17 protein-coding genes and 1 pseudogene are annotated in these 25,168 nt (G+C 44.3%); 10 read left to right on the forward strand and 8 right to left on the reverse strand.

Features of this window, described 5'->3' with window-relative positions; translation table 11 throughout:
• Window positions 1-145: 145 nt before the first annotated feature.
• Window positions 146-1,663 carry a fumarate hydratase gene (locus JC606_RS11340; protein WP_198778617.1) on the reverse strand — a complete coding sequence of 506 codons (1,518 nt, stop codon included), beginning with the start codon at window positions 1,661-1,663 and terminating at the stop codon, window positions 146-148.
• A gap of 254 nt (window positions 1,664-1,917) precedes the next feature.
• Between JC606_RS11340 and pabB the strand changes: the two genes are divergently transcribed.
• The gene (gene pabB / locus JC606_RS11345) at window positions 1,918-3,291 is read left to right on the forward strand and encodes an aminodeoxychorismate synthase component I (RefSeq protein WP_198778618.1); all 1,374 of its coding nucleotides are present in this window, start codon (window positions 1,918-1,920) and stop codon (window positions 3,289-3,291) included.
• 90 nt (window positions 3,292-3,381) lie between these two features.
• Here pabB and JC606_RS11350 read toward each other — a convergent pair whose 3' ends face one another.
• Window positions 3,382-5,100, reverse strand: coding sequence for an ATP-binding protein (locus tag JC606_RS11350; protein WP_198778619.1), 1,719 nt, complete (start codon window positions 5,098-5,100; stop codon window positions 3,382-3,384).
• A 1-nt stretch (window position 5,101) separates the two neighbouring features.
• Window positions 5,102-5,644, reverse strand: a complete 543-nt coding sequence (locus JC606_RS11355; RefSeq protein WP_198778620.1) for a heme NO-binding domain-containing protein — start codon at window positions 5,642-5,644, stop codon at window positions 5,102-5,104.
• A 281-nt stretch (window positions 5,645-5,925) separates the two neighbouring features.
• Here JC606_RS11355 and JC606_RS11360 point away from each other — a divergent pair, with 281 nt between their 5' ends.
• The 3 genes from JC606_RS11360 (at window position 5,926) to JC606_RS11370 (ending at window position 9,571) form a co-directional block, all read left to right on the forward strand.
• Window positions 5,926-6,525 (forward strand): CoA pyrophosphatase, encoded by a 600-nt coding sequence (locus JC606_RS11360; RefSeq protein ID WP_137407524.1) that lies wholly within the window; start codon window positions 5,926-5,928, stop codon window positions 6,523-6,525.
• A gap of 309 nt (window positions 6,526-6,834) precedes the next feature.
• Window positions 6,835-8,088 carry an aromatic amino acid transport family protein gene (locus tag JC606_RS11365; RefSeq protein ID WP_198778621.1) on the forward strand — a complete coding sequence of 418 codons (1,254 nt, stop codon included), beginning with the start codon at window positions 6,835-6,837 and terminating at the stop codon, window positions 8,086-8,088.
• A gap of 121 nt (window positions 8,089-8,209) precedes the next feature.
• Window positions 8,210-9,571, forward strand: coding sequence for an L-serine ammonia-lyase (locus tag JC606_RS11370; RefSeq protein ID WP_137407526.1), 1,362 nt, complete (start codon window positions 8,210-8,212; stop codon window positions 9,569-9,571).
• A 103-nt stretch (window positions 9,572-9,674) separates the two neighbouring features.
• On the opposite strand, the gene JC606_RS11375 is transcribed toward JC606_RS11370, so the two are convergent.
• Complete coding sequence (locus tag JC606_RS11375; protein ID WP_170222443.1) at window positions 9,675-10,829, reverse strand: amino acid permease; 1,155 nt, start codon at window positions 10,827-10,829, stop codon at window positions 9,675-9,677.
• Between the two features lie 734 nt (window positions 10,830-11,563).
• Between JC606_RS11375 and JC606_RS11380 the strand changes: the two genes are divergently transcribed.
• On the forward strand, window positions 11,564-13,186 hold the full coding sequence (locus tag JC606_RS11380) for a methyl-accepting chemotaxis protein (protein WP_198778622.1): 1,623 nt from the start codon (window positions 11,564-11,566) through the stop codon (window positions 13,184-13,186).
• 109 nt (window positions 13,187-13,295) lie between these two features.
• Here JC606_RS11380 and JC606_RS11385 read toward each other — a convergent pair.
• A pseudogene (locus JC606_RS11385) lies at window positions 13,296-14,794 on the reverse strand (SulP family inorganic anion transporter).
• 596 nt (window positions 14,795-15,390) lie between these two features.
• On the opposite strand from JC606_RS11385, the gene asnS reads away from it, so the two are divergent.
• Window positions 15,391-16,791, forward strand: a complete 1,401-nt coding sequence (gene asnS / locus JC606_RS11390; RefSeq protein ID WP_137407529.1) for an asparagine--tRNA ligase — start codon at window positions 15,391-15,393, stop codon at window positions 16,789-16,791.
• A gap of 128 nt (window positions 16,792-16,919) precedes the next feature.
• Here the strand turns inward: asnS and JC606_RS11395 are convergent, their stop codons facing one another.
• Both JC606_RS11395 and JC606_RS11400 read right to left on the reverse strand, forming a co-directional pair.
• Window positions 16,920-17,126, reverse strand: a complete 207-nt coding sequence (locus tag JC606_RS11395; protein ID WP_004741584.1) for a hypothetical protein — start codon at window positions 17,124-17,126, stop codon at window positions 16,920-16,922.
• 138 nt (window positions 17,127-17,264) lie between these two features.
• Window positions 17,265-18,665 carry an aminotransferase-like domain-containing protein gene (locus tag JC606_RS11400; RefSeq protein ID WP_198778623.1) on the reverse strand — a complete coding sequence of 467 codons (1,401 nt, stop codon included), beginning with the start codon at window positions 18,663-18,665 and terminating at the stop codon, window positions 17,265-17,267.
• 219 nt (window positions 18,666-18,884) lie between these two features.
• On the opposite strand from JC606_RS11400, the gene JC606_RS11405 reads away from it, so the two are divergent.
• The 3 genes from JC606_RS11405 to JC606_RS11415 all read left to right on the forward strand — a co-directional run bounded on the left by JC606_RS11405 (window position 18,885) and on the right by JC606_RS11415 (window position 22,379).
• Window positions 18,885-19,184 (forward strand): hypothetical protein, encoded by a 300-nt coding sequence (locus JC606_RS11405; protein ID WP_063522463.1) that lies wholly within the window; start codon window positions 18,885-18,887, stop codon window positions 19,182-19,184.
• A 299-nt stretch (window positions 19,185-19,483) separates the two neighbouring features.
• Entirely contained in the window at window positions 19,484-20,986 is a 1,503-nt protein-coding gene (locus tag JC606_RS11410; protein WP_198778624.1) for an HD-GYP domain-containing protein, read from the forward strand.
• 202 nt (window positions 20,987-21,188) lie between these two features.
• On the forward strand, window positions 21,189-22,379 hold the full coding sequence (locus tag JC606_RS11415; RefSeq protein ID WP_061031636.1) for an amino acid aminotransferase: 1,191 nt from the start codon (window positions 21,189-21,191) through the stop codon (window positions 22,377-22,379).
• Window positions 22,380-22,482: 103 nt separating this feature from the next.
• On the opposite strand, the gene JC606_RS11420 is transcribed toward JC606_RS11415, so the two are convergent.
• Window positions 22,483-23,127 carry an outer membrane beta-barrel protein gene (locus JC606_RS11420; RefSeq protein ID WP_105059336.1) on the reverse strand — a complete coding sequence of 215 codons (645 nt, stop codon included), beginning with the start codon at window positions 23,125-23,127 and terminating at the stop codon, window positions 22,483-22,485.
• A 150-nt stretch (window positions 23,128-23,277) separates the two neighbouring features.
• Here JC606_RS11420 and JC606_RS11425 point away from each other — a divergent pair, with 150 nt between their 5' ends.
• Window positions 23,278-25,167, forward strand: a complete 1,890-nt coding sequence (locus tag JC606_RS11425) for a DUF294 nucleotidyltransferase-like domain-containing protein (RefSeq protein ID WP_198778625.1) — start codon at window positions 23,278-23,280, stop codon at window positions 25,165-25,167.
• Window position 25,168 lies beyond the last annotated feature (1 nt).

The following is a 25,168-nucleotide window of genomic DNA, read 5'->3' on the forward strand; positions in this document are numbered from 1 at the left end:
ATATCAAACGATGTGTTTATCACTATATCATTGATAATAAGACAAAAGTGCAGATAATGCTGCACTTTTGTCTTTAACTTTCTGTCAAAACTTGCAACTCAAACGCTAGAGTCAGCATCAATTACGACTTTTTGACTTCGGTTGATTAAGCTTTTTCAGCTTCGGCAATTTTCACTTTCCATGTGTCAGGGCCGATCTGGTGAGCGTTTGCGCCTGTTGAATCAACCGCAACGGTTACTGGCATGTCTTCAACTTCAAACTCGTAAATCGCTTCCATACCAAGATCTTCAAACGCCACAACACGTGCTTTCTTGATTGCTTTTGCAACTAGGTAAGCCGCGCCACCTACAGCCATCAAGTAAACCGCTTTGTGCTCTTTGATTGATTCAACCGTAGCAGGGCCACGTTCCGCCTTACCGATCATACCCATGATGCCTGTTTCGTTTAGCATCATGTCAGTGAATTTATCCATACGTGTTGACGTTGTTGGACCCGCAGGACCTACCGCTTCGTCGCCGACTGCATCCACAGGGCCTACGTAGTAGATAAACTTACCTTTAAAATCGACGCCTTTAGGTAAACCCTCACCGCTTTCAAGCATACCTTGAATACGCTTATGCGCTGCATCACGGCCCGTTAAAATTTTGCCTGATAGAAGAACCGTTTCACCCGTCTTCCACTCTTGAACGTCTTCTTTGGTTACTTCATCAAGGTTCACGCGACGTGTATTTGCACCCGCTTCCCAAGTGATGTCTGGCCACTCTTCTAGTTTAGGTGGCGTTAGCTCTGCTGGGCCGCTGCCGTCTAGTGTGAAGTGAACGTGACGTGTTGCTGCACAGTTCGGAATTAGGCAAACAGGCTTAGACGCTGCGTGTGTTGGTGCTGTTTTGATCTTCACATCAACAACGGTAGTTAGACCACCAAGACCTTGTGCACCAATACCTAGTTTGTTTACGCGGTTGAAGATGTCTAAACGAAGCTCTTCTTCTGCGTTCTCAGGACCTTTCTCGATAAGCTCTTGGATATCGATGTGTTCCATCAAAGACTCTTTCGCCAGTACCGCCGCTTTCTCAGCAGTACCGCCGATGCCTATACCTAGCATACCCGGTGGACACCAACCTGCACCCATCGTTGGTAGCGTCTTCTCTACCCATTCTGCGATGTCATCAGAAGGGTTTAGCATAACCATCTTAGTTTTGTTCTCAGAACCGCCGCCTTTCGCCGCGATTTGAATTTCAACCTTGTTGCCAGGAACCATATTAATGTGAACAACCGCAGGAGTGTTGTCTTTAGTATTAATACGCTTACCTGCAGGGTCCATTAGGACAGATGCACGCAGTGGGTTATCTGGGTTGTTGTAAGCTTGACGAACGCCTTCATCAACCATTTGTTGTACTGTTAGATCCGTTTCCCACTTCACATCCATACCGATGTTCACGAAACAAGTAACGATACCTGTATCCTGACAGATAGGACGGTGACCTTCCGCAGACATACGTGAGTTAATCAGAATCTGAGCGATCGCATCTTTAGCTGCTTGGCTCTCTTCTTTCTCGTACGCTTTTTCTAGGGCTTGGACAAAGTCTAAAGGGTGATAATAAGAAATGTACTGAAGTGCGTCAGCGACACTGCTGATCACATCTTGCTTACGAATAACCGTCATTGCATGCCTCTTTATTGTTCTAGTTCCATGTGGGTTCACTATTTAACGAATAACGCTAAATGAGATCAGTAGGTTTAGCTTTTTATAATGTTGAGCTGTATTTAGTTGCTTTAGCAATCGCTTGCATAGCTTTAAACTAAACCACTTGGATTACACCGTTCTAATCAAGAACCCATTTTATTTTCAATTTATGATACTCTTGCTTCCTCTCACAAGCCATGCAGTGATCGAACTCTTTGTCACAAATTAAACAAATGAATAACAACGAATTTCGCGCTATCCAAATCAAGCCGCTTGAATATCAACCAACTTTAGCTAAACAGCTGTTTTCTCATATCGAAAACCTGCCGTGGGCAATGCTATTACGCTCTGCTTCAGAAAGCCACGTTGATAGTCGATACGACATTTTAGTTGCTCAACCCATCGCCACCTTCGAAACAATTGGTGCAAAAACCGCCATTAATGTTAAAGAGGCGTGTAAGGTTTCAGATTCCGATCCTTTCGAACTGCTAAACTACTATCAGCAGCAATTGTTACCGGCCACGAATGAGCACTCTGAGTTGCCGTTCATCGGTGGCGCCTTAGGCTACTTTAGCTACGATTTAGGTCGACGAGTGGAAACACTTCCTGCTACCTCAACGCGTGATATTGATGCACCAGATATGGCGGTGGGTCTTTATGAATGGGCGATTGTGGTTGACCACAAGTTAAAGACAGCTTGTGTGGTTGGGCAAAACATCGAAGCTCACTGGGATTGGTTATCTCAACAACAAGCTCAACCTCAAGCAGAGCAATTTAGCCTGACGACACCGTGGCAATCGAACATGAGCGAGCAGAGCTACGCAGAGAAGTTTGATAGCGTTCAAGAATACCTACTGTCTGGCGACTGCTATCAAATCAACTTGGCTCAGCGCTTCAATGCAAAATACCAAGGCAGCGAATGGTTGGCCTACGAAAAACTAGAACAGTATAACTCTGCTCCGTTTTCTGGTTTTATCCGTTTGGCGAACAGTGCCATTATTAGTGTCTCACCAGAACGCTTCCTAGAGCTAAAAGATAACGTTATTGAAACGAAACCGATCAAAGGCACTCGCCCTCGTTCGGATGACCATGTGATTGATGACTCGAATGCACAAGACCTAGCGAGCGCAGATAAAGATCAGGCTGAGAACCTGATGATTGTAGATTTACTTCGTAACGATATCGGGCGAGTGGCAAAGCCAGGAACGGTTCATGTCCCTAAATTGTTCGATATTGAAAGCTTCCCTGCTGTGCATCACTTAGTGAGTACAATAAGGGCCGACCTTGATTATCAATACTCAGCGACAGATCTACTGAGGGCTTGCTTCCCCGGTGGTTCTATTACCGGTGCACCTAAAGTTCGTGCAATGCAGATCATCGAAGAACTGGAGCCACATAGACGATCTGCTTATTGTGGAAGCATTGGCTACATTAGCCGAAACGGCAGGATGGACACCAGCATTACCATCCGCACTTTAGTGGCGGAGAACAATACGCTTTACGCTTGGGCTGGCGGAGGTGTGGTATTCGATAGTGATTGTGCGTCTGAATACCAAGAGACGCTAGATAAGCTAAGCCGTATCCTACCCGTGCTTGAAGAGTGCTAGGCTAACTAAACGCTAAAAGTATAAGAAAGCCGAAGTCATCTAAATGATCACTTCGGCTTTTTAGTCTCTCAAATAATATATGGATACTAATCAGGCGGCATTGGACGGAGTCATGCCCCACTTCTTGAGCATATCTTTAAGGTCGTTGGCAGTGTATGGCTTACTCAGAATGTCATCCATACCACACTGAATGCAGCGTTCACGCTCTTCTAAGGTCGTTCCCGCAGTCAATGCAACAATAGATCTTTCATAGCCTTTCGCTCTGAGTTTCTCTGTTGCTTCAAAACCATCCATCACTGGCATACGGCAATCCATAAATACAATGTCATACTCATTATGAGACGCCAATTCCAGCCCCTCAATACCATTACTGGCAATGGCTGGCTCTATCTCATGTTTACGTAACATCTGTTGGATGATGATCTGGTTCATCTTAATATCATCAACCACCAACACTTTAAGTAATGACAGTTCGACCTCAGTTTCAAAGCCTTTCGATACTTGGTCGCTTTCTGTTGGCATATCGACCACTTGAAGCGGAACCGAAATAGTAAAGGTGGTGCCAGTACCTACAACACTGCTCACCCCAATGTCGCCACTCATCAACGCCACTAACTTACGGCAAATCGCTAAACCAAGGCCTGTACCTTCATAATTTCGGCTACTCGAATTATCCGCCTGTGTAAAAGGTTCGAAGAGTGTTTTGTGGGCGGATTTAGCAATCCCAACCCCAGTATCTTCCACAGAGAAAACGAAATGCTCGTTGTCCCATTCAATATCAACGTTCACATGCCCCTCTTCGGTAAACTTAATCGCATTACCGATGAGGTTTACAAAGAGCTGAGTAATGCGCTCTAAATCGCCTTTGAAGTGAGATGGAACATTTGGTGCCACGCTGATATTAAATTCAAGCTGCTTCTCTTTGGCTCGATTCGTAAAGATGCTTTCAATGGTGTTTCTTAAATCAAGCAGTGCAAACTTCTTTGGAATCAGCTCCAACATACCCGCATTGATTTTGCTGTAGTCCAATAAGTCATTGATGATGGTCCTTAAAAACTCACCTGATTGACTTAGGTTATTCACAATTTCACGTTGGGAACTGTTGAGCTCGGTATCACTGATTAATTCAGCACTTCCCAATAAACCGTTGAGCGGCGTTCTTAGCTCATGGTTAATCATCGCCACAAAATCGCGTGTCGCCCGTTCAGATTCCTCTGCTCGCTTACGAGACTCAATATTTCGATTGATAGCTAATTGATGAGTAATGGCACTGCAGATAAGATCTGTCACCAATAAGAGTTGGCTCTCGATAAAGTCGACATCTTGTTCAGATAGGTTGACCTTTACGATCAATGCTCCAACGATAACCTTCTCAATTTCAAGCGGTACAGTGAGTAGATCACCTTCCCATTGTGCTTCTCCGATTTTTGGGTCGAAATCACCAACCGATGCATCACCATAATCGTAGGTTTGAAGTTGTGGGAGCAGCTTCGATGGCAATATTAAGCGGCTAGCTTCAATAAGGTAACTGTTTGTCACGTTTGTGGTCAGTTGAGACAGCATCACATCATCTAAGTCGCTTCGAAGAAACGCGCGACCAAAATCTATCAATAGATTATCAATTTGCTCTTGAAACTCGATACGACGAATGTTCGCATTGGAACGTTTTTCCAACTGCCGCAGGGCAAGCTCCAGCTGTTGGTTGGCTTCGAACAATTCAAGACTTTTTTGCTCCAACAGAGCTTCAGCCACTTTGCGGGCGGCTATTTGGCGCTTTAGTTTGTTCTCTAGCGCGGTTACCAAACTCATATTACTTGTCTACTTTGAGATTAAACCTAACCACACTTTGGTCATCATTTTGAGGTGTCATGTCAACTACAATCGATTCGCCATGGTGCTCGGCACAACCCTCGATTAGCCCTAAACAAACATGAGACATGCATCGTGCGCTTTTATAATCGAAAACAAGCTGGGCTTCTGTTGTCGTGATAAAGCTAAACTCCGGTGGCTCAGCGTCTGGGTAGAGCTTTTTCACTTCAACGTGAATGTAACGCTCAACGTGCTGAATAAATTGGAACGTCGTGTTGCTGTGTTTGAGACTCGCTTTATTTGGAATTGAAGCCAATAGATTCTTAAACACCGATTGGCCAAACACTCGTTGCAAGCTGGCGGCATCAATATCCGTTTTTTTACTTAGGTTAATGATGAGCTTCACTAGATCTTTATGGTCATAACTACCAACCGCTGTGTAGATCCCCTCATCTTCCGACATTTCTAGCACTTCTTCCAAAAGCTCTAAACCGAACTTATCTTCAACAAGCTCTAAAAATTCGGTGAATATGATTCCTTTCATCTCATACCTTTTGATCTATTTCTTTTTAGAATGAGTCACTAAGTTGTTGCTATCAAATTCTTAATCAAAAAAAGTACGTTTTCTTGGTTAATTTTATGACCTCGCCCAAGTTGACTCTCCCATATGCTCATATTGAATATAGCAAAAACCGAGAAACAGTAAGTAGCCAAAGCAATCACAGGCAGTTCTAAAGGTTAACAGCTCCGATGATGGTTAGGTTGGCGTTCCACTGTCGGTTGTGCCTATACTTAAAGGCATAATAATCAATATATTGGCATGTTATGAACCGAGATAATTTCCTTCAGCAGTTTCAACTTAACCCTCCTGCTGGTTATCACCCTGAATCAGTAGAGCGCGTTTCTCATATTAGTGATGATGAATTGCGCAAAGCGGCCGTTGTGGTCGGTTTAGTTGAAAGGGAAGATGGTTTACATGTCATTTTTACTAAAAGAGCGGCTCATTTAAAGCATCACCCGGGGCAAGTTAGCTTTCCTGGCGGTAAACACGAGCTTTCCGACCCATCTATGCAATTTACTGCACTTAGAGAGCTTCATGAAGAGGTAGGAATTCGATCGGATCAGGTTAAAATTGTTGGGCAATTACCCACCTTGAGTACTATTAGTAAATTTTCTGTTACACCAATTGTCGCATTAGTCGATCCTGACTATAAACCCATCATTGATGAGAACGAGGTTGCGTCCATTTTTGAAGTTCCAGCTACCTATGTTTTAGACCAAGCGAAGCTGCATAGCCACACAGTAAACTTTAAGAAAATCAAACATCGTGTTTTCGCCATGCCCTTCGAAGAGCACCTTATATGGGGCGTCACGGCACAAATCATCCAATCATTGCAGCAACATGTAGTGCAACAAATTACATAGCAACTACGTTTTGTTTAATCTCTGTTAACAAACGCCAGCCTTTCCATGGAACAGATTTATTAATGCAATTTTACGCAAACGTTTACTTGGTATAAATCTGTACAGACACCCCTTTCGGATAAAAAAAAATAATGTCAGACATGAACATAAATCACATGTAGCACGGCATTTTCGTGATCAAAAATCCGTTTTTCGCATATCATGTGACACGCCGTTTCATTACATGATTTAGATCTATTTTTTGCCGAAGAAAATTCTGCAGAATTAGCCCCGACTTATTTCCTGTTCCCAAAAAATGAGTAATTTAACATGAACACAACAACTTCTTCGGCAAATGCCGTTAAAGATTCAAGCAAGTTTAACTATAAAGATTTTACCTGGTGTTTATCACTATTCGGTACAGCAGTTGGTGCTGGCGTACTATTCCTTCCAATTAAAGCTGGTGCGGGTGGTTTTTGGCCATTAGTTATCCTAGCTCTTATTGCTGCACCAATGACTTGGTTCGCACACAAATCTCTAGCACGTTTCGTACTGTCTGCAAAAAAACCTGAAGCTGACATTACAGATACAGTAGAAGAACACTTCGGTAAGACCGGCGCAAACCTTATTACTTTCGCTTACTTTTTCGCTATCTACCCAATCGTTCTGATTTACGGTGTTGGTATCACAAACACTGTTGATTCTTTCCTAGTAAACCAAATGGGCATGGAGTCTATTCCTCGTCCTCTTCTTTCTGGTGCACTTATTCTTGCTATGACAGCGGGCGTTGTATTCGGTAAAGATCTAATGTTGAAAGCAACTTCAGCAATGGTTTACCCACTAGTATTCATCCTACTAGCACTGTCTTTCTACCTAGTTCCAGATTGGAACACTTCAATGATGGAAGTAACGCCTGAATGGTCAACAATGCCTTCTGTTATCTGGCTTGCAATTCCAATCATCGTGTTCTCTTTCAACCACAGCCCAATCATCTCTCAGTTCTCTAAAGAGCAACGTCGTGTATACGGTGAAAACGCAGTTAAGAAAACTGACGCTATCACTGGCGGTGCGGCAATGATGCTAATGGGTTTCGTTATGTTCTTCGTATTCTCTGTTGTACTTTCTCTATCTCCAGAGCAACTAGCAACAGCGCAAGCACAAAACATCTCTGTACTTTCTTACTTAGCTAACGTTCACGAGTCTCCACTTATCTCTTACATGGGGCCTCTAGTAGCGTTCGCAGCAATCACTTCTAGCTACTTCGGTCACTTCCTAGGTGCTCACGAAGGTCTTGTTGGTCTAATCAAGTCTCGCTCTGGTTCTTCAGTAAGCACTATCGAAAAAGTATCTCTAGCGTTCATCGTTGTGACTACTTGGATTGTTGCGATAGTTAACCCAAGCATCCTAGGCATGATTGAAACAATGGGTGCTCCAATGATTGCAGCTATCCTGTTCCTAATGCCTGTATTCGCGATGAACAAAGTACCAGCAATGGCTAAGTACAAAACTTCAGCACCTGTACAAATCTTTACAGCTTTATGTGGTCTAGCGGCTATTAGTTCTGTAATCTACGGCGCTCTTTAATCTATAAGCAGCTTTTATAAGATGCTTTTCATCTTATATCGCAAGATTAGACACAAAATATAATGATAATAAATGAGCCTCCCTACTCCCCTTGGGAGGCTCTCTTTTTGAGGTAATCGCTATGATTAGTGTATTTGATATCTATAAAATCGGTGTTGGTCCATCGAGCTCGCACACAGTTGGACCAATGAAAGCGGGTAAAGAATTTATTGATGACCTACGTTCAATGGGAAAATTGCGCGACATCACTAAAATCACCGTTGACGTATATGGATCACTATCACTGACAGGGAAAGGTCACCACACAGATATCGCAATCATCATGGGTCTTGCTGGCAATACTCCTGAGCGTGTTGATATCGATTCTATCCCGGGCTTTATTGCTCGCGTAGAAGAAACTGAACGCCTTCCTGTTGGCATGCACTGTCACACAGTTTCGTTCCCTCGCGATGGTGGTATGAACTTCCATACTAGCAACCTTTCTCTGCACGAGAACGGCATGAGCATCCACGCGTGGATTGACGACGAAGTTGCATACTCAAAAACTTACTACTCAATTGGTGGTGGTTTCATCGTTGACGAAGAGAACTTCGGCAAAGAAGAAGAGAACCCAATCAAAGCACCTTACGAATTCACAACAGCTGAAGAGCTAGTTAATCAGTGTAAAGACAGCGGTCTTTCTATCAGCACTCTGGTTATGAAGAACCAAGCAGCTTTCCACTCTGACGAAGAGTCTCGTACTTACTTCGCAAACATCTGGAAAACAATGCGTGAGTGTATGGATCGCGGTATGAATACTGAAGGTATCCTGCCTGGTCCGCTGCGTGTACCTCGCCGTGCTGCTGCACTACGCCAACAGCTAATGACTTCAGAAAAAACAACAAACGATCCAATGTCTGTTGTTGACTGGGTAAACATGTTCGCATTCGCAGTAAACGAAGAGAACGCAGCTGGCGGTCGTGTAGTTACTGCACCAACAAACGGCGCATGTGGCATCATCCCTGCTGTTCTGGCGTACTACGATAAGTTCATCCAGACTGTGACTGAGAAAGACTACATCCGTTACTTCGCGGCTTCTGGCGCTATCGGTGGTCTTTATAAGCGTAACGCTTCTATCTCTGGTGCAGAAGTTGGCTGTCAGGGTGAAGTTGGCGTGGCATGTTCGATGGCTGCGGCTGGTCTTGCTGAGCTTATGGGTGGTAGCCCTGAGCAAGTCTGTATGGCTGCGGAAATTGGCATGGAGCACAACTTAGGTCTTACATGTGACCCAGTTGCAGGCCAAGTACAAGTACCATGTATCGAACGTAACGGTATTGCTGCAGTGAAGTCAATCAACTCTGCTCGTATGGCACTTCGTCGTTCTTCTGCTCCTACTGTTTCTCTAGATAAAGTTATCGAAACAATGCTAGAAACAGGTAAAGACATGAACGCTAAATACCGTGAGACATCTCAAGGTGGTTTGGCTGTTAAGGTTGTTTGTTAATCGACTCTCGCTAACAAACGAGCAATAAAAAGGAACGCATATGCGTTCCTTTTTGTATACCTCATTATCAGTTGCTGCCAGTCACAGCAACTGAATCGATTGATTAAATCACTTGAGAGATAAGTAAGAAGCAACCAAACAACAATGAGAAAAGCATCATTGGTTTGCCACCTTCTGCGCTGTACCTGTCTTCTGCTACTTTCATAAAGCGTTGCTTGTGAACCATGACCAGAGGAACGAATACCGCCAAGAACACCAGAATGATGCCAGCGTAGTTCAGCACTTGTAGAAACTTATCCGCAGCCAGCAGTGAACCCGCTAGCGGCAGGATAAAGCTAATGCAGTAAGTCACCGCCGTGTTCTGGTTGAACATATCTCGGTTTTGGTTGAATAGCGACATGGCCACACCAAAGAACGAAGTCAGCAGAGCCAAACCAGTGAAGATAGATAGCACGGTACCAACCCATGGCGACTGAGCTTCAAATGCAGCCATCAAGTCAGATACATTGTGGAAGCTTCTAAACTGCTCTTCACTCAAGTTACCTACCACGGCAAACAACCAACATAGGTAACACACTAAAGGAATAAGCGAGCCTACAATCACCATATTACGAAGCTGTTTATCGGTTGCTTCATGGTTGTAAGAAACCAACGTTGGAATCACCACCATGAAACCAAAGCTAGTGAACAGGATTGCACTCGTTTTGATTAAGTCCACATGATTGTGACTCGTTACCTGCAGTAAGTTATCTTGCGTCATGCTTGGCGCTAGAAACGCCATCGTTGCAAACAAGCTTGCTAGCATCACGAAGAACAGTGCACGGTTGAGCTTATCAATCACGCCTGTTCCACTCGCCACAACAGCACCGGCAATCAAGGTAAAAGTAATTTGACTCGTTGTTGCAGTAATATCGACACCGAGGTTAGACAGCAACTTACTCAGCAAGTCACCCGCACCTAAGATGTAAGCCATTAGCAAGCAAATCAGTAAGGCGTAAAGCAGACCATTGGTGATCAGCTGCCCTTGTTTGCCAAGTGTCTTTCTAGCGATAGAGTTTAATCCTAAGCCACCACCCGCTTTGATGGTTGCTTCAAGAAGTAGTAATGCGGCGTAAGTGGTACCGAAACAGATCAGAACCATTAGCAGTGTGCCGTAAAGCAATCCGAATTGAGCTAATACCATTGGGATTGCAAGCATACCAGCACCAAGAGCGGTACCAGCGATAATTAGGGAGCTACCCATCATTTTAATATTCATTGTCTTTAACTTATTTATTTAGTTTTTAATAGGTGTAGTTCTCTGTCATCAACCAAGATGCAAAGAAAATTCGAAAGAAGTTAAGCTTTAAAACGAATATCGATAGGAGCGATAAGCGGAGTTAAATCGCGAAAAGGCAGTAGAAAACGAGTAGTACAAGCGAGAGTATAGAGAGGTGTGAGCAGATGAAGAAGCCATGTTCTGATGTGGTGACCCTTCTGTGGGTTCGATGATCGGTGATGTAATCTTGAATTTCATGTATGTGTCCAATATCAATAAGTCACATTCCATATTATTTAAAGCAGCGTATCCGTTGCTGCCCTTCCTCTGTCATTAGAGGTCACTTCATATTATCGAATGAACTCTGAAACACAACGCTATAACCACATTTTTTGCTATTAAATTGAACAAAACAAGCATTTGGACATTAATTAACCACCAAACATCAAAAAACAATAATCATTATTAATAGAAGACAACCTGACTAATACAACTCGACCATCCAAAACAGCAATTTTATGTGTAATAGCTGCCACTCACTTACTACACTAGCAGCCCAAACTGAGCCCTCGTTCTTTAGACTCTCATGTGTGACGCCAATTGACATACAAACTCGCTACATCACAGAAACAAAACCACAACCGGAGTATGGTCACACAATTCAATATACCCCATAGGTGGTAAGGTCTCTTACCAGTACAGTAGTCGCGTCATCAGAATTAATAAAAACACCTATGCGCTCAACAATAACCTTCAAGATCCTGGTTGCTCTTGCCATTGTATTCACCTTTCTACTGGCAATATCCACCTACTTTCAATATTCCCAGCAAAAACAACTTGTTAATTCGGTGTTGAGCGAACAGCTTCACGATAAAGCGAGCAACTACTTCGATAGCCTCAACATGATGATGTTAACTGGCACCATGGCACAGAAAGAAACGCTTCGTCAGAAAGCGCTCGCGCAAGAAGGTATTGAAGACGTTCGAGTTTTACGCGCCGATGCCGTAAGTAAGTTATATGGACCAGGTAGCGAGAACCAAACACCCGTAGATGAGATTGACAAAAGAGCCTTGTCAGGCGAAACCGTCATCGAACCATTTTCTGCTGACTGGGGTAAAGGCTTGGTGATAGCTCTACCAATGAAGTCGAGTGAGAATTATCGTGGTACCAATTGTGTCGCGTGTCATATGGCACCAGAAGGTGAAGTATTGGGTGCAATTCGACTAGAGTACAATCTGAGTCATGTTAACTCGCTGATCAACACTCAAACTATGGCTGCGATCGGTATCATGGCAGTGATCTCTTTTGCTGGCTTTGTGTTGACGATGGGGCTGATTCGTAAAATCATTGTACGCCCGCTTCAGAAAACCTCTCGCTTTATGACTCAAGTCAGCAGCGATAAGAACCTTTCCACTCGCCTACCGGAACAGAGCCAAGATGAAATTGGCACTCTGGCGAAATCAATTAACTCGTTTATGGGCACAGTATCAAGCAGTTTGGAACAAGTACAAGATACCTCTCATAAGCTGAACGCGTCCGCTAATCAACTGACGAGCGTCGCACAAATTACTGAGCAAGCCGCCAGCGACCAGCAGAATGAGACCGCTGAAGTACAAAGTAATGTTGAAGGAATACAAGCTCAGCAGGTGAATGTAGAACAAGCGACATTAACCGCATCTGACCTCATCAATCACACTTCGGATGTGGCATGTAAAAGTGCGAACCAAGCCCATGATGCAAGTAGCGAGATAAAGAACCTTGTTACTAGTATTGAAGAGGTGAAACATAAGATCACCACACTCAACGAACAGACAGGCGAAGTGTCTTCGATATTGAGTGTGATCCGTGGCATTGCCGATCAAACCAACCTTTTAGCACTCAATGCTGCAATCGAAGCTGCGAGAGCAGGTGAACAAGGCCGAGGATTTGCAGTCGTTGCGGACGAGGTTCGCCACCTCGCCTCTCGAACAGCAGAGGCCACGGGCAGTATTGAATCAATTATTCACCAATTCCAACAATGCAGCGAAGAGTCATTAACCTCTGCCGATCGCGTGTGCGAACAAGCACACCAAAGCTCTACCGACATTGATGCACTCTCTATTGAAATGAATAGTGTTGTCGAAGAGATGAAACAGGTGCTCGCCCATGCGCAGAACATTCAACAACAGACGCAATCTACTACCCAGGCAACCAAAGATGTTCAGCAGAAAGTCGAAACCATCACATCGCACGCTAACGACACATCACTATCGGCAGGTGAGACGCGTAATATCAGTACTGATCTAGAAGAGCTGTCTGACCACCTAGAATCCCTGATTAATCAGTTCACTTTATCTTGTAGAAAAGACAAAGCCTAAACCGAGAACAATAGCTAACTGTCACCCAACAAAAAAGCGCTCAACCACGAGCGCTTCACCTTTCTACGTAACCATTACTTAGGCTATAAACTCTATGTTCAAACAGCCGCTAGTGCGTAATCGACACCGCTGATAAATCTTTATGCTTGTGGTACATCGCATGTTTGAAGATTAACTTAGCACTGACCTCATCCATTCCAGATACATCGACATAAGCCCCTTTCTTACGAAACTTGAAGACCACCTTATCGAGGGCTTCAACCGAGGTGTTATCTAAAAATGACGCCTCGGAAATGTCGATCGTGACCAACGACGTCGCCTTGTCGTAATCGAACAAATCAACAAAGGCATCAGAAGAAGCAAAGAACACATGCCCCTTAACTTTATGAGTGGTATGCATTTGATTGGTCACGACTTCATCGAAGATAAAGACCATAGACTTACTCGTGTGAGCATAAAATAGGGCCGAAAGCACCACGCCAACCGCGACACCAATCGCTAGGTTATGAGTAAGAACTACCACCACAACCGTTGCCAGCATGGTGACATTGGTCGGTAAGGTATGATCTTTAAGTTCGACAATCGATCGCCAAGAGAAGGTACCGATCGATACCATGATCATCACAGAGACAAGTGCCGCCATCGGTATCAGCTTTAACCAGTCTGCAGCGAACACCACCATAAGCAATAGAACCACACCAGCAATCATGCTAGATAGTCTGGTTAGGCCGCCTGACTTAATGTTAATGATCGACTGAACTATCATCGCGCAGCCCGCCATACCGCCATACCGCCAAACAGTGACGCAACAATGTTCGCGACACCTTGCCCTTTACACTCGTTGTTCTTATTACTTTCGGTATCCGTCAGATCGTCAACAATGGTCGCAGTCATCAAGGATTCCAGTATGCCAACGACTGTCAAAGCGATGGAATATGGAAGTATGATTTCGAAGGTATTAAGTGTGAATGGAATATTCGGAATTAAAAACACGGGTAACGAATCAGGAAGTTTGCCCATGTCACCAATGGTTCTCACTTCTAGGCCAAACATCAAACTGATGATTGTGAGCACGATAATTGCCACCAAGGGTGATGGAATTGCGCTGCCCAATTTCGGCAAGTAAGGTAACAAATAGATGATCGCCAGCCCCAACACAACCAACAGATATACGCTTGAAGGTACGTTGGTAAGCTCCGGCAATTGAGCCATAAATATAAGAATGGCGAGAGCGTTCACGAATCCGGTAATCACAGATTTAGACACGAAGTTCATCAGATTACCCAGCTTCAAATAGCCTGCAAGAATTTGGATGACACCAGCAAGAAATGATGCAGCAAGCAGATACTCAAGTCCGTGCTCTTTGACTAAAGTCACCATCAATAGCGCCATTGCTCCTGTCGCACCGGATATCATCCCCGGACGGCTACCCACTAAAGCGGTGACAACACAGATACAGAATGAAGCGTATAAACCCACCTTAGGGTCGACGCCTGCGATAATGGAAAATGCGATAGCTTCAGGGATCAATGCAAGTGCTACCACAATCCCAGATAATGAATCTCCTTTGATATTCGATAACCAGTGTGTTTTTAAATAATTAAGCATGTAATTCTCTTTTACTTGTACAGCCTATCCTGCCTTGTTCAGACATATTGTATTCGACTGTTTTTCATGAATGAGCGAGCGCTCGAAAAGTGCGGGTGTAGAGAGAATGCAGGGGCTAAGGCGGCGTAATTAACACGTGAATATTAAATTCCTCTGGTGATTCTTTAATTCGCAGCAAAGTGAATTCGCGACAAACAAAGAGGGTGAATGGTCTCCTAAATAGGAGAAACCGCGACTATATAGTGTGAGGTTCAATGCAATCACACAATCATTATTGGAAACAAAGATTACAATAGAGCAGCGACCAATTCATCACAGGCGTGGCACGTGACAACATGCAATAAGTGGAAACAGACTAAGAGATCGAACAAAAAACCAACCCTTATTGGGTTTTATGGCTGACATCCACAATATTTCTTTCTACAAGCAAGAATAAAGGTTGAAGCTCTCCGTATGACAGGTAATATGTTCCATTGATTTAAAAAGTTTATACAACTCAATGTTTCGATTGTTTTTTGTTCAAAATGTAGCGAACTATAAACAATCAATTGCAAACATTGCGTTGAATTTGTCCCTCAATGGAGAATGAAACCAACATGACTTACGCGCCTGTAAAAGACGTACTTGGCGGCAAGCTAGCAGTAGACAGTGAAGTAACTGTTCGCGGCTGGATCCGTTCACGTCGTGATTCCAAAGCTGGAATCTCTTTCCTTGCCATTTATGACGGCTCTTGTTTCGACCCGATTCAGGCCGTGGTCCCTAATAATCTTAATAATTACGAAAACGAAGTACTAAAGCTAACGACTGGCTGCTCTGTTGAAGTAACAGGTAAGATTGTTGAGTCTCCAGCGAAAGGTCAAGATTTTGAGCTTGCTGCAACTGAAGTTAAAGTTGTTGGTTGGGTTGAAGACGCAGAAACATACCCAATGGCGAAAACTCGTCACTCTATCGAATACCTTCGTGAAGTAGCTCACCTACGTCCACGTACAAACGTAATCGGTGCAGTAGCGCGTGTTCGTAACTGCCTATCCCAAGCGATCCACCGCTTCTACCACGAGCAAGGTTACTTCTGGGTATCTGCCCCGCTGATCACTGCTTCTGATGCTGAAGGTGCAGGTGAAATGTTCCGCGTTTCTACGCTAGACATGGAAAACCTACCTCGCACAGAAAAAGGCGATGTTGACTACAACGAAGATTTCTTCGGTAAAGAGACATTCCTAACAGTATCTGGCCAACTAAACGGTGAAGCTTACGCTTGTGCACTAAGCAAAGTTTACACGTTCGGTCCTACGTTCCGTGCTGAAAACTCAAACACAAGCCGCCACCTAGCTGAGTTCTGGATGGTTGAACCTGAAGTTGCTTTCGCGGATCTAGAAGATATCGCTAAGCTATCTGAAGACATGCTTAAGTTTGTATTCAAAGCCGTACTAGAAGAGTGTCGTGACGACCTTGAGTTCTTCGCTCAACGTATCGACAAAGAAGCAATTACTCGTCTAGAGCAGTTTGTAACTTCTGACTTCGCACAAGTAGACTACACTGACGCAATCCAGATCCTTCTAGATTCAGGTCGTGAGTTCGAGTTCCCGGTTGAATGGGGTATCGATATGTCTTCTGAGCACGAGCGTTTCCTAGCTGAAGAACACTTCAAAGCGCCAGTAATCGTTAAGAACTACCCGAAAGACATCAAAGCATTCTACATGCGTGCGAACGATGACGGTAAGACGGTAGCGGCAATGGACGTACTAGCACCAGGCATCGGCGAAATCATCGGTGGTTCTCAACGTGAAGAGCGTTTAGACATCCTAGACGAGCGTATGCGCGAAGTAGGCATCGACCCTGAGCACATGAACTGGTACCGCGACCTGCGTAAATACGGCACAGTGCCTCACGCAGGTTTCGGCCTAGGCTTCGAGCGTCTAGTATCTTACGTAACAGGCATGGGCAACGTACGTGACGTTATCCCATTCCCACGTACTCCTCGCTCTGCAAACTTCTAATTCCGCATTAAGCTCGAATTAAAAGAAAGAAAATAAAAACCTCCGCAATTGCGGAGGTTTTTTTATATTCAGAATACAAACGAAAAAGTTATTAGGAGTTATGCCACACCAAGCTCCTGATAGGTGTGCTAATCAACATCTTGATTACTAGCGTACTTTATTGCCAAGCCACAGATCGCCATCATCACGAATGGAATCGCAGCGGTGGTGTACTCCGCCCAAGCCATATCAGCGAATGCTTTTGCCAATAATACATGGCCAAGAATAAGCAGAAGCGCACACACAATCGCGACAACAATCAGCTTCACTTCATTTCCCATAGTCATCTTCAACATAACAGTCTCTCCAATATTTGGTCTACCGTTATTGAATCACAACTCTGTAGCCAATAAGGCGTACAGTTTCGCCACATTAAAACCGTACAGTTAGCATTATGTCGTTTTTTATGAGTCAGTTAGCGTTTAGGTCGGCACTTAATTCGCTAACTGATGTGCGAGTTTTCCAAGCAGTTTCAGGGCTTGCTCTCTTTCTTGAGTCAGTTCATAAGAGAAGTTCAGTCGAATAGCGTTATCCACACTACCCTGCTCACTAAACAAATCACCCGATGCGACACTTATCCCCTGTGCGATCGCTAGTTGATGAAACTGCTGGCTATCGAAACCAGCAGTGAAACGTATCCAAATAAAATAGCCACCAGCGGGTTCTTCAAGCTGAATAGAATGTGGAAAATATTGTTTGATGACCTCTAAAAAGCGTGCTTTTCTCTGCAAGAGATTCTTACGTAATTTACGCAGATGATTATCGTAGCTTTCATGAGTTAAAAAATGTGCGACACCAAGCTGAACCGGCGCACTACTAGAGAGCGTGGATAGCAGTTGCAACTTCTGAATCGCATCGTTGAAGCGAGTGTTGACCACCCAACCCACGCGGTAGCCAGGGCAAAGACTTTTTGAATAAGAACCACACAGCAAAACCGAATCCGTTTTATCAAACGCCTTCAGGGGCTTAGGCTTGTGTCCTTCATAGTAAAGATCACCATAAACGTCATCTTCAATAATGTAGGTATTGTGCTGCTCTGCTATCTCTACAACGCGGCGTTTTGCTTCGTCTGATAGGCTTGTGCCTGTCGGATTTTGAAAAGTCGTCATCAGCCAACATGCTTTCACATTATAGTTCTTCAGCACGCTTTCAAACTGTTCAATATCCAATCCGTTGACTGGGCAAACATCCACTTCTATCGGTTTGAGCCCTAACCTCTCTACCGCTTGCAAAGCGCCATAAAATGCCGGCGATTCAATCACAACATAGTCGCCAGATTGAGTCACGGTTTGCAGGCTCAAGTTCAGAGCTTCCATCGCACCCGAAGTAATCACAATATCTTGATGGTTAACCGTAATTCCTTGCTGTAGATAACGCTGTGCTATCTGCCTTCTTAAAGATTCACTTCCAGGTGGTAGATTGTTAATGACACTGGCACCCGTCATCTTCCTGCCGGCGCTGGCTAGATTACGAGTTAAGGTAGGTAAAGGAAAAAGGTCTGGGTCAGGAAAAGCGGAGCCTAAAGGAATGACGCCTTCTGCTGAGCTGGACTTTAAGAAATCGAACAAGCGATCATTTATCGCCTTCTTCTCTCGTGCTATTGGCGCTTCGTAGTCAACGCCGTCGACCTTAGGGGCGACAAAGTAGCCAGACTGAGGCTTGGCAATGATCCAACCTTCACTTTCTAACAACTGATAGGCTTGTAAAACAGTACTATTACTGACGTTATAGTTACGACAACTCATGCGTACAGAAGGGATCTTCTCCCCTGAACGCCACGTATTATTAGCGATCTGAGTCCGAATATCCTTTGCAAGCTCTTCATAACGCGCCATCTAATTGTACTACCTAGATAAATTCCTGTGGACGGGTGATCTTATCATTAACGTGATCAACTATTGCTTCTATCCATATGATTGCACCTAATTTCTATAATTGTGTGAATTGGTTCACAGATAACTTTGTAAGCTTTGCTAAGTTTGTACCCAAGGTAAGAGCTAAATTCGCTTTACGCCTCAATAATTTGATGTAACCCAAAAACATGCGAGATAACAATGAAAAAAATAGAAGCAGATCAGTTAAGTTATAAAGGAGAGTCAAACGGTGTTCACAGTTGGACAACACCGAGTGGCCAGCCATACTACTGGCACCCAGATTGGCTCCATATTGCTGAAGATGCGACAGGCTCACATCCAAAGCAGAAGCTAGATGTAGAGCAAGATCAAGCACCTACTGAAAAGCACGCGGTATCTGCAATTCTTAAGCACATCAACCAATGGGCAGCAGACAAACTGGCGTCACACCCAGAGATTGAAACTGGTTCAATTGAAGCTGAAATCAATCTGAAAAAGTAATCGCCTTTTAATAATCGTTAGGTCGCGTTGTAGCTAATCTTCTCGGCTCTCATCGCAACCTCATCGACGTAATAGCCTCGAGACTCAACCGAGGCTATTCAAACCTCTTCATAATAACGCTGTAATATTCCCCACCTAGCTAACAAAAATCCAACACTAACCACTTTCTTGTATCAATCCGCGAAAGCTATAGATAGAATTTCCGATCTCATTCATGTCATCTATGTTAATCGTGCGTGCGTCTTTATCCGTCAATCAATCTAAGGCTCATGTAAATCAACAAGAACAAAGGCTTATCGATGGATACTTCTAACTATAATAAATCACTAACGACCCAGTTATACGCTATCGCCGGGGTGCTCTTTGGCACTTATGGTAGCCGAGTGTGTCCGATGCTTGAGAGCCTATCCACACTTGAGATTTTCACTCACGTCAGCATCGTTTTTGTCTTGGTTTGGTTTGTTCGTCACTTTTTATTCGCCAATCACGCTTTGGTTAAGCAAGGCAGGTTTGCTCAGCTTGATACCTTTCTGTTCTTCGCAGCGAGTATCCCATTCGCACTTTATTACAACCTTAGCTACGAGTTCACCGTAGACAGTAATCTAAAAGTCTTATTTGGAATGAGCTTATTTGGCTTCTTTACCGGCACCATTCTCCAGCTAAGCGCCAAACTAAAGCAAATGGACGATATGGAAGCCACTGGGACGTATGATTTTCAGCTGGTCGGTGAAAGAAGCTCGCTAGTTAAACAGATGATTGGTTTGGTGATGGTACTTCTTGTCACACTGACGAGCATGCTAACCATGATTGCAGTCAAAGACATCTTTTGGCTGGAACACAATCCAGCCCGCCTGCTCGATGGCACAGGCAAGATCAGCGTAATCAAAGAATTCATCTATTTAGCACTTGTATTAGGCGGCTACGCTATTGTCATCATGACACTGTGGAGCAAGCTGATTAAGCGTATTTTGCTTAGCCAAGAGTGCGCATTAAACAAGGTGACAAATGGAGAGCAAGGTGTCCGCCTGCCTATTTTCGGCTATAACGAACTTGGCTCAATGGCATCAATGACCAACACCATGATCGATAGCTTGGAAACAGCGCAAAACGAAGTGAAAACCACACGCGATGTCGCGATTGTCAGTCTATCTGCACTTGCCGAATCGAGAGATAATGAGACAGGCGCGCATATCCTTAGAACTCAAGAATACGTTAAGGTACTCGCACAAGAGCTTAGTAAATCTGAAACCCATTCAGCCTTGTTAACTCCAAACTATATCGAACTGCTTTATAAGTCTGCGCCACTGCATGATGTTGGCAAGGTAGGCGTTCCTGATAGCGTGCTGTTAAAACCGAGAAAATTGACCGACGAAGAGTTTGAAATCATGAAGGGGCACCCTGCTATTGGCGCTGAAGCCTTATCTATCGCTGAAAAGCAGCTCGGAAGCAGTTCTTTCTTAAGAGTCGCGAAAGAGATTTCCCTGACTCACCACGAGAAATGGAATGGCAGCGGCTATCCAAATCAATTGTCTGGCGAAGACATCCCTTTATCTGGTCGTTTAATGGCATTAGCCGATGTTTATGACGCATTAATCTCTAAACGAGTCTATAAGCCAGCATTTACACATCAACAAGCCAAAGCGATCATTTTAGAAGGTGCAGGTTCTCATTTCGATCCGCAAGTTGTTCAAGCCTTTTTAGCCGTCGAAGGCCTTTTTGTTGAAATAGCGGCCACTTACAAAGATGGAAAAGACGAAGAAAACGAACGGGAGAGAGAAAGCCTTATTACTTCCACCGCATAATCTTTTCAAAAACCACTAACTTCTTGCACCCTATAGGTTAATCCGTAGGGTGTTTTGTTATCAAATACCCTCTTTAGTCAATAAATCTGATTGAAATTGATTTTTTTTGGTCTTTCTGTTCACTTCGTATTGTCTTAAAAATTCCATACAGGTATAACTACCCATAGATACTATCCCCTCTCAATTGACATGGATGAAGATTATGTTTGAAAAAGTGTTAGCTGCGCCTGCCGACCCTATCCTCGGCCTTACTGAAGAGTTTAAAAACGACTCTCGTGCAGAGAAAATCAACCTTGGTGTTGGCATCTACAAAAATGAAGATGGTCAAACGCCAGTACTTAAAACAGTAAAGAAAGCAGAAGCTGCACTTCTTGAAAACGAAAAAACCAAATCTTACCTAACGATTGAAGGTACAGCTGAATACGGCCTAGCAGTACAGAAGCTACTTTTCGGTTCAGATGCAGAAATCGTAAATTCTCAACGCGCTAAAACAGCACAAGCTCCGGGTGGTACTGGTGCTCTACGTGTTGCAGGTGAATTCATTAAGCGCCAACTTGGCGATGTGAAGATCTGGATCAGCAACCCAACTTGGGCTAACCACAACGGCGTATTCGCTGCTGCGGGTATCGAAACAGCTCAGTACAGCTACTACAACGCTGAAACAAAAGACAAAGACTTCGCTGGTATGGTTGCTGACCTAGAGAAAGCATCTGAAGGTGATATCGTTCTTCTTCACGGCTGCTGTCACAACCCAACAGGTATTGACCCAACAGCTGAAGAGTGGGAAGTACTGGCTAAGCTCGTTGCTGAGAAGAAGCTTCTTCCACTATTCGACTTTGCTTACCAAGGTTTTGCAAAAGGCGTTGAAGAAGATGCTGCTGGCCTTCGCACTTTCGCTAAATACAACAAAGAGATTCTAGTCGCGAGCTCGTTCTCTAAGAACTTCGGTCTGTACAATGAGCGTGTTGGTGCATTCACTTTGGTTGCTGAGTCTGCAGACGTAGCAACAACAGCATTCTCTCAAGTTAAGAGCATCATTCGCTCTATCTACTCTAACCCACCAGCGCACGGTAGTGCTGTCGTAACTCACATCCTTGGCGATGCTGGTCTACGTGCTGAATGGGAAGCGGAAGTCGCTGAAATGCGTGACCGTATTCAAGAGATGCGCGAACTGTTCGTTGCAACACTGAAATCTGAAGGTGTTGATGCAGACTTCACGTTCATCGAGCGCCAAAACGGCATGTTCTCTTTCTCTGGTTTGAGCAAAGAGCAAGTAAACCGCCTAAAAGACGAATTCGCAATCTACATTGTTGGCTCTGGCCGCATCAGCGTAGCGGGCATGACTAAGTCAAACATGGGCCCTCTATGTAAAGGTATCGCTGCGGTTCTTTAATCGTAACAATACCAAGTCTGCTCTTGCAGACACTTAGATATGCAAAAGCCAGCGATTAAGCTGGCTTTTTTGTAGCTGTCGTAACGCGTTAGATTTAATTCTATTAGTACTCGAGGAAGAACTCGACACCTAACTCATTCGTCCTCTCACTTACGCCTGTGCTCCCCTCACCATCTCTATGTTGGTATGAGCCACCAATCGCAAACTTGTTGGTCACTAAATAACGTAAACCTAGGTGGTAAATCTCTTCATCGAATAAATCGCTGCGGTTAAGTTGCACGCTACCGTTCGCAATCCAACGTTTAGCAAAGCCATAGTTAAGCTCGGCCTTAACACCTTGGACAAATTCAGTGTCCGACTCTAAGGTCTCGTTGGTGCCATTCAGCTCAACTTCCCCTTTAGTCACACCAAGCAAATAAGAAGCGACAATATCCAAGTCTTTCTTGATGCTATAACGATAACCCGCACCAGCCATTAGTGTATCAATACGAGTAGTACTCTCGTCAGGGTGGATGAAACGCGCGCTATAATCACCAAGCAGTAACCAATCATCTGTCATGGTGTAGCTAATACCTAATCCAAACGCCGATGCATTATTATTGCCCCCAGCATCTTCGTTTAAACTGCCTGAATGCGCCGTTGCATAAACGTGGTCGTAATCAAGAATATCCACACTGTGAGTGTCTGCCCACAAACTTGGAGAAAACATAAAAACTGCAGATACAAAACTAAGCTTCCACTTCGACATTCCCATCATCCTTAAACTGTCACTCCATTATTTGAAAGGTTAGTCTATCCCTAAGACTTTAAAAAGGTTTTAGCTCACAGATTGATTTGTGACGGCAAATTATTATCAAATGTTGTACCATGAAATCATACAAACCAATGGATGATTACTATGGATGCTGAGTTATTAGAGATTCAAAACTTTCTGGCACAATACCCCCCTTTCAATGAGCTCCCAGAGGAGATGTTGACGAAAGTGACCAGTAGCGTGGAAATTTCTTATTACCGCCAAGACACACCTATCATTCACTTTGGTGATCAAATTCATGACCTGTATATGGTTCGAAGCGGCGAAGTCGAAGTCTATCGTCGTAAAGGCGAGCTGTATAACCGCCTTGATGAAGGCCATCTGTTTGGTCAAATGGGCCTGCTCACCAATAACAAGGTGCGCTTCCCAGTAAAAGCGACCGAAGACACCCTGCTCTACTGCATTCCTGAGCCTATTTTCCAAGAACTCTACGATAACTACGACTCTTTTGCCGATTTCGTAGAGGTTGAGGATAACGCGCGCTTACGTCAGGCAAACTCAAGTAATAACGATGCCAACGACCTCACGACATCTAAAGTGAAAACGCTGCTGACCAGTGAAGCGCCGATGATTGAGAAAACGCGCACCATTCAACAAGCGGCCACCATGATGGCGGAAGAGAATGTCTCTTCCTTGCTGATCATCGACCCTGACATCGTTGAAGATGATGAAGACGACTCAACGCCCGTTATCGGTATTATTACCGACCGAGATTTGTGTACTCGCGTACTGGCAGAAGGTCTCGATCCATCCGATGAAGTCTCTACTGTGATGACACCTGAGGTTATCTCTCTTGACCACAATGCCTATGTATACGAAGCCATGATGACCATGCTTCGCTACAACGTGCACCACTTACCTGTCCTGAAAGATAAGAAGCCAATCGGTATTATCGAAGCGACCGACATCGTCCGTTACGAATCTCAAAACTCGCTGCTCTTAGTAAGTAGTATCTTCCAGCAACAAAGCATCGAAGATCTCAAAGTGCTCTCTGAGCAAGTGAAAGACAGCTTTGTACGTCTCGTTAACGAAGATGCCAATGCTCACATGGTTGGCACCGCAATGTCGGTAATTGGTCGTAGCTTTAAGCAGCGTATTATCGAACTCGCCGAAGAACAGTTAGGCAAATCTCCAATTCCATATTGTTTCCTAGCATTAGGCTCCATGGGGCGTGATGAACAGCTGCTGGTGACAGACCAAGATAACGCCATCATTCTTGATGACACCTATGACGAAGCAAAACACGGCAAGTACTTTGAAGCGCTCTCAAAATTCATTTGTGACGGCTTAGACCAATGTGGTTACGTGTATTGTACAGGTGACATCATGGCGACTAACCCAACTTGGCGCATGACACGCAGAGAATGGGAAGAGTGCTTCGCCGACTGGATTGATGATCCAAACCCGAAAGCGCTATTGAACGCATCGATCTTCTTCGACCTAGATGGTGTTTATGGCCGCCTGAAATGGGCAGAGCAACTAAACAGCTTTATCGTAAGACGTGCACGTAAGAACAACCGCTTCCTAGCATGTCTGGCACGTAATGCGCTCAACCGTACTCCGCCACTTGGTTTCTTTAAAGACTTCGTAATGGAGAAAGATGGTCGTCATAACAACTCCATCAACCTCAAACGACGTGGTACGGCTCCTCTCGCCGATTTGATTCGTGTCCACTCGCTAGCGGTGGGCTCTCGCTCTAAAAACTCATTTGAGCGCTTAGACGACATTATCGACGCAGGTATTTTGCCAAAAGGCAGAGCACAAGATCTTAAGGACGCAATGGAGTTCATCTCTCTGGTGCGCATTCGCCACCAAGCGCACGATGTTGATAACAATGTTGAGCCGGATAACAACATCGAACCGGAAAACCTGTCTGATTTTGAACGTCGTAACCTTAAGGATGCGTTCCAAATCTTAAGTAATGCGCAAAACTTCCTTAAGTTCCGTTACCAAGCCAGTAACAAGTTTAAGTAGG

It is taken from the genome of Vibrio sp. IB15, from assembly GCF_016406055.1.
GTDB lineage: Bacteria > Pseudomonadota > Gammaproteobacteria > Enterobacterales > Vibrionaceae > Vibrio > Vibrio chagasii.